This window comes from Trinickia sp. (assembly GCF_035492435.1).
Lineage (GTDB): Bacteria > Pseudomonadota > Gammaproteobacteria > Burkholderiales > Burkholderiaceae > Trinickia.
On sequence record NZ_DATJJF010000188.1, the window covers coordinates 1 to 9,620 of the forward strand.

Annotated in this window: 11 protein-coding genes; 3 read left to right on the forward strand and 8 right to left on the reverse strand. The window is 62.9% G+C overall.

The window, feature by feature from the left end; genetic code table 11:
* Positions 1-615 (forward strand): methyl-accepting chemotaxis protein (locus tag VL598_RS13645; protein WP_325327261.1); only part of this gene is annotated, 615 nt, incomplete at its 5' end.
* Between the two features lie 116 nt (positions 616-731).
* Positions 732-1,250: a GNAT family protein gene (locus VL598_RS13650; RefSeq protein WP_325327262.1), complete on the forward strand. Its 519-nt coding sequence runs from the start codon at positions 732-734 to the stop codon at positions 1,248-1,250.
* A 66-nt stretch (positions 1,251-1,316) separates the two neighbouring features.
* On the opposite strand, the gene VL598_RS13655 is transcribed toward VL598_RS13650, so the two are convergent.
* The 3 genes from VL598_RS13655 to edd are packed head-to-tail and all read right to left on the reverse strand — an operon-like array spanning position 1,317 to position 4,410.
* Complete coding sequence (locus tag VL598_RS13655; protein WP_325327263.1) at positions 1,317-1,838, reverse strand: gluconokinase; 522 nt, start codon at positions 1,836-1,838, stop codon at positions 1,317-1,319.
* A gap of 54 nt (positions 1,839-1,892) precedes the next feature.
* The gene (gene eda / locus VL598_RS13660) at positions 1,893-2,528 is read right to left on the reverse strand and encodes a bifunctional 4-hydroxy-2-oxoglutarate aldolase/2-dehydro-3-deoxy-phosphogluconate aldolase (RefSeq protein WP_325327264.1); all 636 of its coding nucleotides are present in this window, start codon (positions 2,526-2,528) and stop codon (positions 1,893-1,895) included.
* 16 nt (positions 2,529-2,544) lie between these two features.
* The gene (gene edd / locus VL598_RS13665; RefSeq protein ID WP_325327265.1) at positions 2,545-4,410 is read right to left on the reverse strand and encodes a phosphogluconate dehydratase; all 1,866 of its coding nucleotides are present in this window, start codon (positions 4,408-4,410) and stop codon (positions 2,545-2,547) included.
* A gap of 331 nt (positions 4,411-4,741) precedes the next feature.
* Between edd and VL598_RS13670 the strand changes: the two genes are divergently transcribed.
* Positions 4,742-5,584: a MurR/RpiR family transcriptional regulator gene (locus tag VL598_RS13670; protein ID WP_325327266.1), complete on the forward strand. Its 843-nt coding sequence runs from the start codon at positions 4,742-4,744 to the stop codon at positions 5,582-5,584.
* A gap of 192 nt (positions 5,585-5,776) precedes the next feature.
* On the opposite strand, the gene VL598_RS13675 is transcribed toward VL598_RS13670, so the two are convergent.
* The 5 genes from VL598_RS13675 to VL598_RS13695 all read right to left on the reverse strand — a co-directional run.
* Positions 5,777-6,193 (reverse strand): CopD family protein, encoded by a 417-nt coding sequence (locus VL598_RS13675; RefSeq protein ID WP_325327267.1) that lies wholly within the window; start codon positions 6,191-6,193, stop codon positions 5,777-5,779.
* Positions 6,194-6,263: 70 nt separating this feature from the next.
* On the reverse strand, positions 6,264-7,550 hold the full coding sequence (locus VL598_RS13680) for a glutamate-5-semialdehyde dehydrogenase (protein ID WP_325327268.1): 1,287 nt from the start codon (positions 7,548-7,550) through the stop codon (positions 6,264-6,266).
* A gap of 95 nt (positions 7,551-7,645) precedes the next feature.
* Entirely contained in the window at positions 7,646-8,737 is a 1,092-nt protein-coding gene (gene holA / locus VL598_RS13685; RefSeq protein WP_325327269.1) for a DNA polymerase III subunit delta, read from the reverse strand.
* 39 nt (positions 8,738-8,776) lie between these two features.
* Positions 8,777-9,328 (reverse strand): LPS assembly lipoprotein LptE, encoded by a 552-nt coding sequence (gene lptE / locus VL598_RS13690; protein ID WP_325327270.1) that lies wholly within the window; start codon positions 9,326-9,328, stop codon positions 8,777-8,779.
* 61 nt (positions 9,329-9,389) lie between these two features.
* Positions 9,390-9,620: hypothetical protein (locus tag VL598_RS13695; protein WP_325327271.1), on the reverse strand; the 231-nt coding region annotated here is incomplete at its 5' end.

A 9,620-nucleotide genomic window follows, 5' to 3' on the forward strand; every position in this document is an offset into this window, starting at 1 on the left:
GCTCAGGCCGCAGCGGCGCTCGGGGGCGAAATCGCGGCTCAGGTCGAACGCACGATGGCGGGCATCACGTCGGCTTCGCAGCGCATCGCTGACATCACGGGTGTCATCGACGGCATCGCTTTTCAAACGAACATCATTGCCTTGAACGCGGCAGTCGAAGCCGCCCGCGCCGGTGCGGCCGGCCGTTCGTTCGCTGTTGTCGCCGCCGAAGTGCGCATGCTGGCGCAACGTTGTGCGGCCTCGGCCAAGGAGATCAAAACGGTTGTCGATGCGACTGTCGCCGAAGTGTCGCAGGGAACGGAACTCATCGCGCGTACGACATCGCAGATGACCTCGATCGACGAAGCCGTCAGCCGGGTTTCAAACATCATCGCCGAAGTCTCGAATGCTAGCGGTGAACAGGCTGACGGCATTATCCAGGTGAACCAAGCCATCACCCACCTCGACAGCGCCACTCAACAAAACGCAGCGCTGGTCGAGCAGGCGACGTCCACGGCCCAGCGTCTTGGCGATATGGCGGGCGTCCTTGAGGAGGCCGTTCGGCTCTTTACGATCGCGGGGGCGAAGCGCCCGTCTGGCAACAGCGACGCTCACGGGCGAAGCGATATGCTTTGAGTTTTTTGTCGGACGACGGCTGTCCGGCACGTGGGGTTGTGGCTGAAAGCTGGCTTTGCTTTCGGCCATGATCGCGATACGCTTTGTCGGATCAAACAATACGTCCCCAAAGTCCCATGAGCACCGTTCAAATCAGCCGTGTTACCCCCGCGGACGCCACCGAATTGATTTCCGCCAACCGAGCCAATCAGGCGTACCACTTGCCTTGGGTCGGCTCGTTCACGGATCAAGCGGGGTTCGACAGCTGGTTCACGCGGTGCCTAACGGGCCCCAACGTGGGTCTTATCGCGCGCGAAACTGCTTCGAATCAGATTGTCGGCGTTATCAACATCAACGAGATCGTTGCAGGTGGCTTTCAAAGCGCGTATCTCGGCTATTACGGGATGTCGCAATTCAACCGCAAAGGATTGATGACCGAAGCGTTGCGCGCCACCGTCGGTTACGCTTTTGGCGACCTCGGCTTGCATCGCCTCGAAGCAAATATTCAACCGGGAAATGCAGCATCGATTGCACTCGTACGCCGGGTGGGCTTTCAAAAAGAAGGCTTTTCGCCGCGGTATCTTCGCATCAACGGCGAGTGGCGCGATCATGAGCGATGGGCGTTGTTGGCCGACATGATGAGCCAAGCCACTTGATATTGCGCTCTAGGCATCCTTTGATTTTCGATTCGGCCGAGGTGGTCAATGAGTCCACGCCGTCGGTCAACGCATCGACCGAGGCTGATGCGCCAGACCCTTGACGATTTCGTCGACGATCGCCTCGGGCCGGGATTCGATGCTGACGGTCAGCGCCTCATCCTCATCAGGCTCTTCGAGCGTATCCAGTTGGCTTCGCAGCAACGACGGCTCAAAGAAGTGCCCGGTTCGCGAACCTAGCCGCTCGCGCAGCAGCTCGAAGGAACCCTTCAGATAGACAAAGCAGACGTCGCCGCTCTGATGCTCAACACCGCCACGAAGCATATCGCGGTAGATGCGCTTGAGCGACGAACACGCGAATACCGCCGCCTCACCCGCGCGCAACTTTGCTTCGATCGCCTCGCGGATTGCGGACATCCACGGCCAGCGGTCCTCGTCGGTCAGGGGAACGCCGCGTGCCATCTTGTCCTTGTTCGCTGCGCTGTGAAACGCGTCACCGTCGTCAAACGTGCACGACAGCCGATCGGCCAGCAGTTGGCCGATTCTTGTCTTGCCCGCCCCCGACACGCCCATCAAGATGACGATCATCCCGCTTCCACCTCGAAGCACCGCAGCCAGGGCGAAGACGACGCGATAGAACGCTTACCGCTGATGCACAGCAAGCTCGGAGGCACCGTGCGCGAGGCGCGTGACTTCGTCCCATTGCTGCGCGGCAAGAACCGATTTCGGCGTGAGCCACGAACCACCCACGCAGACCACGTTCGGCAACGCCAGAAAACTGGGGGCTGTGTCGACCGTGATACCACCCGTGGGACAAAACTTCAGTGTCGGGAACGGCCCCTGGAAAGCCTGCAGCATCGCAACGCCACCGGCCTGTTGCGCGGGAAAAAACTTCACGATTTCGTAGCCGAGTTCAAGCGCAACCAGAATGTCGGTCGGTGTCATCACGCCGGGCAAGAGCGGCAGCCCAGCATCCTGCGCCGCCTGATGCATCTCCTTGGTGAGCCCCGGCGAAACGCCGAACTGCGCACCGGCCTTTTTCGCAAGTGCGCAATGCTCGGGCTTCGTAATCGTGCCAACGCCAACGACGATATCGGGTGCGAGCTGGCTCGCACGCTCGATGGCCTGCAATCCGGCCGGTGTGCGCAGCGTGATTTCCAGCACCTTCACGCCGCCGGCGTGAAGCGCGCGCGACACGTGCTCGCCTTGCTCGACCGAATCGAACGCAAGAACGGGAATGACAGGTCCCAAGCGGACGATGTCTTCGATCTTTTTCATGTGCACTCCTCTCTCGTTACCGGGTTGCGTGGACGTGTCGTTCGGCCAGCTCACCGACGAGCGGCCCGAACACCGAGGCGCCCATCTCGGCTGGCATCGCCGCCGCCCGAAATACCCCGAACAGCTCGCGCCCGAAGTCGACTTCGTTCTCGGCCTGGTGCTTCGGCATGTCGACCTTGCGCGCAGCCCATAGCGCGGCATCGATCTCGACGTCGAGCACGCCTTGCTCGGCATCGATAACGATCATGTCGCCCGTACGGACCTTGCCGAGCGGGCCGCCTTGAATGGCTTCAGGCGAGACATGAATGACAGCCGGCACTTTGCCCGATGCGCCCGACATGCGCCCATCAGTGACGAGCGCGACGTGAAAGCCTTGGTCTTGCAGCACACCGAGCAAAGGCGTCAGACGGTGCAGCTCAGGCATGCCGTTGGCCCGCGCCCCTTGGAAGCGCACGACTGCAACGAAATCGCGCTTGAGTTCGCCATTGTCGAACGCTGCCTGCACGGCCTCTTGCGAATCGAAAACGATGGCCGGCGCACGTACAGCGCGATGCTCGGGCGTGACAGCCGAAATCTTGATCACGCCTCGGCCGGCCTTGCCTTGCATCAGGCGCAGGCCGCCGTCGGGCTGGAACGGGTCGCCGATCGGCCGCAGCACGTTAGTATCCCCGCTCGTCTCGGCGCCTGGCACCCACGTCAGCGCACCGTCGAGAAGGCGCGGCTCCTGCGTGTAGTGCGAGAGGCCGCGGCCGGCCACGGTCGTCACGTCCTCATGCAACAGCCCGCCTTCGAGCAAGTTGCGCGTGAGAAACGCCATGCCGCCTGCCGCGTGATAGTGATTAACGTCGGCCTTGCCGTTCGGGTAGATCTTCGCGAGCAGCGGGACGGCCTGCGAGAGTCGATCGAAATCGTCCCAGTCGATGACGATGCCGGCCGCACGTGCGATGGCAACGAGGTGCAGCGTGTGGTTGGTGGAACCGCCAGTGGCCAACAAGGCGACGATGCCGTTAGCGATGGCCTTTTCATCGATGACATGGCCGATCGGTGTGTAGTTGCCGCGCTCAGCCGTCAAATCGAGCACCCGGTGTGCGGCGGCGGCCGTGAGCGCATCGCGCAGCGGCGTGTGCGGGTGCACGAACGCGGCACCCGGCAAATGCAGCCCCATCACTTCCATCAGCATCTGATTGCTGTTCGCGGTGCCATAAAAGGTGCAGGTGCCGTGCCCGTGATAGGCGGCCGCTTCGGCCTCGAGCAGCGCATCGCGACCGACTTGCCCCATGGCGAACTGTTGACGGATCTTCGCTTTGTCGTCGTTGGACAAGCCACTCGTCATCGGCCCGGCCGGCACAAAAATCGCTGGCAGATGGCCGAAATGCAGCGCGCCGATGAGAAGCCCCGGCACGATCTTGTCGCAAATGCCAAGGAAGAGTGCCGCGTCGAACATGTTATGCGTGAGCGCGACGGCCGTCGCCATGGCAATGACCTCGCGTGAAAACAGCGACAGCTCCATGCCCGGATTGCCTTGCGTGATGCCATCGCACATCGCCGGAACGCCGCCCGCGAATTGCGCAACCCCGCCGTTTTCTTGCGCGGCGCGCTTGATGATGTCGGGATAATCCCTGTACGGTGCGTGCGCCGAGAGCATCTCGTTGTATGACGACACGATGCCGACGTTCGGCACGCGCATCGCTTTCACCGCGAGCTTTTCGTTACCCTCGAGCCCGGCAAAACCATGCGCGAGATTCGCGCACGACAGCGCGCCGCGCGCTGGAAACCGGCCGCGAGCCGCGTCAATGCGCGCGAGATAGGCCGAGCGCGTCGCCTGGCTTCGAGCAACAATGCGCTCGGTCACTTCGATCAGCGTGGGATGCGGCGAAACCATGGCGAGACGCTCCTTACTTCGAATGTCGGCGGTGGTCGAAAGCCCCAACGGATAGCAGCGAGGCAACAGCGGCATCCGCCGATCGTACGGATGAGTGGCGCACAAAGTCTAGTAGAAAAGCTACATCACAGCAAGCCTGGTCATGTCCGACGCTTGCGGGCTGCGCAGCACATCGCCGCCCCTAGCGACGGCCTATCCGATAATAAATCCGCCTCAGCGTGCGTACCTACCCTATCGACCGACCGATAAAAATCATGTAGATTTTGTACATACCACCAGCAATTACTGCTGACCATGAACGACTGCCCCGCACAAACCGTGCCCTCATTCCATGCTTGCCCGAATCGAAGCGATGCGCGCTCAACTGCGCCCGTCTGAACGCAAACTGGCCGACTACATTCTCGATGCGCCGCGCGAGATCCTGGACGTCGCGATGACGGAGCTCGCGCAGCGAGTCGGCGTCAGCCAGCCGACGATCGCACGCTTTTGTCAGGCGCTCGGCTGCAGCGGTTTCCGTGAATTCAAGATTCGTCTTGCACAAAGCATCGCTCAGAGCGTGCCGTCCGTCTATCGGGACGTGCGTCCGGACGAATCGGCGCCGGGCGTGATCGCCAAAGTGTTCGACCGCACTATCGGCGCGCTGATGGAGGTGCGCAACAGCTTGTCGGCCACGAGCGTCGCCAAGGCAATCGAGTTGCTCGCGCAGGCGTCGCGCATTGAGTTCTACGGTGCCGGCGGCTCAGGCGTCGCCGCGCAGGACATCCAGCACAAGTTCTTCCGCCTTGGCATTCCGAGCGTTTCATACGGGGATCCGCACACCTACGCGATGTCGGCGGCGCTGCTCAACGACAGCGACGTCGTCGTGGCCATTTCAAATACAGGGCGCACGCGCGACATCGTCGATGCCGCTCAATCAGCACTCGATTGCGGAGCGAAAGTCATCGCCATCACACAGGGCAACTCGCCGCTCGCGCAGATCGCCACCGTGAGCCTGATCGCCAACGTGGTCGAGGAAACGGATATCTTCTCGCCCATGACCTCCCGCATATCGCATCTCGCAATCGGCGACATCCTCGCTGTCGGCGTTGCGCTGCGGCGCGGGCCGGCTCTCGCCGACAAGCTCAATCGCGCAAAGGTGACGATCGCCCGCCGCCGCATCGACGGTGCGAAATGAATTACGCAGCGCAAGAAGCGCAAAGGTTCCAGGCTGCCAATCGCGACGCAGCATCGAGGCGACCACCTCGCGATGGGCAGACAAGGCGGTCGCCCGAACGAGCGTCGATACCATCGCAAGACCTCAAAGCGTAGTGCTCGATGCACCGACTCGCCGACGGCCCCAGCGATGGGCACGCGAGCGCGCTTCGTCTTAGAAAGGCTTGATGACCACGAGCGCGACGGCCGCCAACATGCCGAGCACGGGCAATTCGTTGAAGAAGCGGTACCAGCGATGCGAGCGGCGGTTCTCACCGCGCTCGAAAGTGGCGAGCAGACGTCCGCAGTAGCCGTGATAGGCAATCAGCAATACGACCACGCCGACCTTGGCGTGAATCCACCCCTGACCCGTGCCAATGCCGACGACGAGCCACAACCAAAGCCCGCACGCCAGCGCCGGAACGGCAATGAACGTCATGAAGCGAAAGAGCTTCCTCGCCATCGTGAGAAGCCGGCTGAGCGCTGCCGGCTCCGTTTCCATCGCGAGATTGACGAAAATGCGCGGTAGATAAAAGAGCCCCGCGAACCAGCCGGCCACGAGGACGATGTGAAACGTTTTGATCCAGAGCATCGCCAATTGTTGAGCGCCGATTGTTTGTTTCGTGTGACGGGTTCGTTATTCTTGAGACTCGGCTGGCCGCTTACTGGCGCACTTCGCCGTGTCCGAGCACGACGTACTTGAGCGATGTCAGCCCTTCAAGCCCCACTGGACCGCGCGCGTGCAGTTTGTCGTTGGAAATGCCGATCTCGGCGCCAAGCCCATACTCGAAGCCGTCGGCAAAGCGCGTCGATGCGTTGACCATCACGCTGGCCGAATCGACTTCACGCAAAAAGCGCATCGCACGATCGTGGTCTTCGGTCAGAATCGCGTCGGTATGGGCTGAGCCGTAGGTGTTGATGTGCTCGATGGCGGCGTCCATACCGTCGACAATCTTGATCGAAAGCACCGGCGCGAGGTACTCGGTACGCCAATCCTCCTCGGTCGCATCGACAAGCACCAGCGGCGGCGCATCGTTGCCGCATGCCGGCTCCAGCACAGCACGCGTCGCTCGGTCGACACGCAGCTCGACCCCCTTTTCGCGAAAGAGGCGCGCAAGCGGCGGCAGCACGGCATGTGCGATCCCGCGCGCGACAAGCAGCGTTTCCATCGTGTTGCAGGTGCCGTAACGATGCGTCTTCGCGTTATCGCAAACGACGAGCGCCTTGGCGATATCGGCGCGATCGTCGACATAGACATGACATACGCCGTCGAGATGCTTGATCATCGGCACACGCGCCTCCTCCATCAGCCGCGCAATGAGGCTCTTGCCCCCGCGCGGCACGATGACGTCGACGTACTCTGTCATCGTGACGAGCTTGCCGACCGCGGCGCGGTCTGCCGTCTCAATGACCTGCACGGCATCGCGCGGCAATCCCGCCGCCGCGAGCCCCTCGCCAATCAATGCCGCGAGTGCCGTGTTCGACGCGAGCGCCTCGGAGCCACCACGCAAAATCGTCGCGTTGCCTGACTTCAAGCACAGCGCGGCGGCGTCGATCGTGACGTTGGGGCGCGACTCGTAAATGATCCCGACGACGCCAAGCGGCACGCGCATGCGCCCGACTTGGATTCCGGTCGGACGATACTTGAGCCCATCGATCTCGCCAATCGGGTCTGGCAATGCGCAGACTTGGCGCAGGCCTTCCACCATCGTCGCTAGCGCCTTGTCCGACAGTGTCAGGCGGTCGATGAACGCGGCGTCGAACCCTTTTTCACGCGCACGCTCGACGTCGCGCGCGTTCGCCTCCTTCAGCGTCGTCGCCTCGCGCTCGATCGCACGCGCAATCGCCTCGAGGGCATCATTTTTCGCAGCCGTCGCGGCTCGCGCCATGGCGCGAGACGCTTGGCGGGCTCGGCGGCCGACGCCGTTCATGTACTCGTCGATATCCATCGTCATTCTCGCAAGTCGCGCAATAGGCTAAAGCACCGCGCGGGGCAAAGAGGTTTCATCGATTGTAAGGGGAACCCGGCGAATTGCGGGGGCACTCATGCCGCAGCGCGCGGACCGGCCGACGAGCGCTTGCCCGGTGCCGCAACCAGCGCGGCAAGCTCGAACAGCCCGTCCCATGGATCGGGGGGCAGTGCCTCACGCCCCGAACTGCTCGGTGCCGTCCCGGTAAGCCCTTTCACTTGGCGGTCGAGTCCAGCGGCAAGTGCTAGGCCCTCTTCGAGCTGTGCCTCGCTCAACCGCGAAAGCGCCGGCCCGATCAGCCGTTCGCGCGGCCCCCATACACGGTTTTCGCGCAGCAGCGTGGCGAGCGGCTTGCCGTCGGCCATGCCGCGCTTGATCTTGAGCAGCGTGCGCAGCTCTTCGGTCAACGCCCAAAGGACGAGCACGGCCGCTTCACCTTCGCCCTTCAAGCCGTCCACCATGCGCGAGAGGCGACCCACGTCGCCCGCCAGCATCGCTTCATTGAGCTTGAAGACATCGTACCGTGCGACGTTGAGTACGGCGTCGTGCACCTGCTCGAATGTCAGCACGCCAGGCGGATGGAGCAGCCCCAACTTCTGAATTTCCTGGTGCGCGGCGAGCAAATTGCCCTCGACGCGCTCCGCGATGAATTGCAGCGCGCGGCGCCCCTCCTCGCCGGCCGCGACGCGCTGTCCTTGCTGCGCAAGCCGCTGCGCCACCCAGTTCGGCAGTTGCGCCCGATCCACCGCATCGATGCGCAATGCGACACCCGCATCGGCGAGCGCCGCAAACCACGCGGCCTTCTGCGTAGCGGCGTCGAGCCGCGGCAACGTCACCATCATCAACACGTCGGGATTGCCCGCCGACGCGAGCGCTTTCAACGCATCGGCGCCGTCCTTGCCGGGTTTGCCCGACGGTATGCGCAGTTCGATCAACTGACGCTCGCCGAAGAGCGACATCGATTGGCTTGCGCCGATGAGCGAGCTCCAGTCGAAACTGCGCTCAACGGTGAAGACGGAACGCTCGGTGAAGCCGGCTGCACGCGCCGCCGCGCGAATGCGGTCGCACGCCTCCTGCGCGAGCAGATGCTCGTCACCATAGACGACGTAGAGGCTTCCGAGCCCCTTGGCGAGATGCGCTTCAAGCGCGTCGAGTCGCAATTGCATCGTGTCGGTTATACCGGCGGCTAAAGACCCAAGGCGAAATTACAGCGGCGGCGGCGGCAGCGGCGCACGCGGCACAATGGCCGGAATCTGCTGACTTGGCGTGGGGTGCAGCGAGCGCACGGCGGCCAAGCGCCGAGTCAGCTGATTGACGGCGTCGTTCTGCATGTCGGCATAAAGCAGATCCGCTTCCTGCGCCTTCGCCAGCGTGTACTTGTCGCTGTAGGTCATCGCGCGATCGAGCGCGATAACGCTCCCCGGTAGCAACACCGTGCCGTCAGCGCCGATGAGCGTGTAATTCAGCGAGTAGTTGAGCTGATACTCCTCGGCGATGCCCAGCGAATTGAGCGTGAGCGTCAACTGGCCGCGGCCTTCGCTCACCGTCAGAATCGCGTCCGCATTGGCGGGCGAGCTGACGACGACCGTGTCGCTCCCGCCTTCCACCATGCGCGTGAGGCGCGCAGCGACGGGCGGCGCAGCACCCACGATCGCAAGCCGCTTGAAGGCGTAGTTCTGCTGCCCCTGCAGCTTGAATCCGCACGCGCTCAGCGTCAGCGCGCCGCACGCGAAAGCGAGAAACGATCGGCGAATCACAGTAGCTCCTGAATATTCCCATCCATTGCAGCGAAACGGCGCTTCACCCGACCCTCTCCCCTCAAACGACAATGTTCACCAGGCGTCCCGGAACCACGACGATCTTTTTCGGGGACTTGCCTTCGCTGAAGCGCGCGAACATTTCGTGCGCGAGCGCCGCCGCCTCGATGGCGTCGCGCGGGGCATCCTTCGCGATCGTCAGCGCGCCGCGCACTTTGCCGTTGACCTGCAGCACGAGCTCAATCTCGGCTTGCTCCAGTGCCGTTTCGTCGACTTTAGGCCACGGCGCATC

Coding starts and splice junctions, on each gene's coding strand:
- VL598_RS13650 (WP_325327262.1), top strand. CDS start 732: ATGAGCACCGTTCAAATCAGCCGTGTTACCCCCGCGGACGCCACCGAA.
- VL598_RS13655 (WP_325327263.1), bottom strand. CDS start 1,838: ATGATCGTCATCTTGATGGGCGTGTCGGGGGCGGGCAAGACAAGAATC.
- eda (WP_325327264.1), bottom strand. CDS start 2,528: ATGAAAAAGATCGAAGACATCGTCCGCTTGGGACCTGTCATTCCCGTT.
- edd (WP_325327265.1), bottom strand. CDS start 4,410: ATGGTTTCGCCGCATCCCACGCTGATCGAAGTGACCGAGCGCATTGTT.
- VL598_RS13670 (WP_325327266.1), top strand. CDS start 4,742: ATGCTTGCCCGAATCGAAGCGATGCGCGCTCAACTGCGCCCGTCTGAA.
- VL598_RS13675 (WP_325327267.1), bottom strand. CDS start 6,193: ATGCTCTGGATCAAAACGTTTCACATCGTCCTCGTGGCCGGCTGGTTC.
- VL598_RS13680 (WP_325327268.1), bottom strand. CDS start 7,550: ATGGATATCGACGAGTACATGAACGGCGTCGGCCGCCGAGCCCGCCAA.
- holA (WP_325327269.1), bottom strand. CDS start 8,737: ATGCAATTGCGACTCGACGCGCTTGAAGCGCATCTCGCCAAGGGGCTC.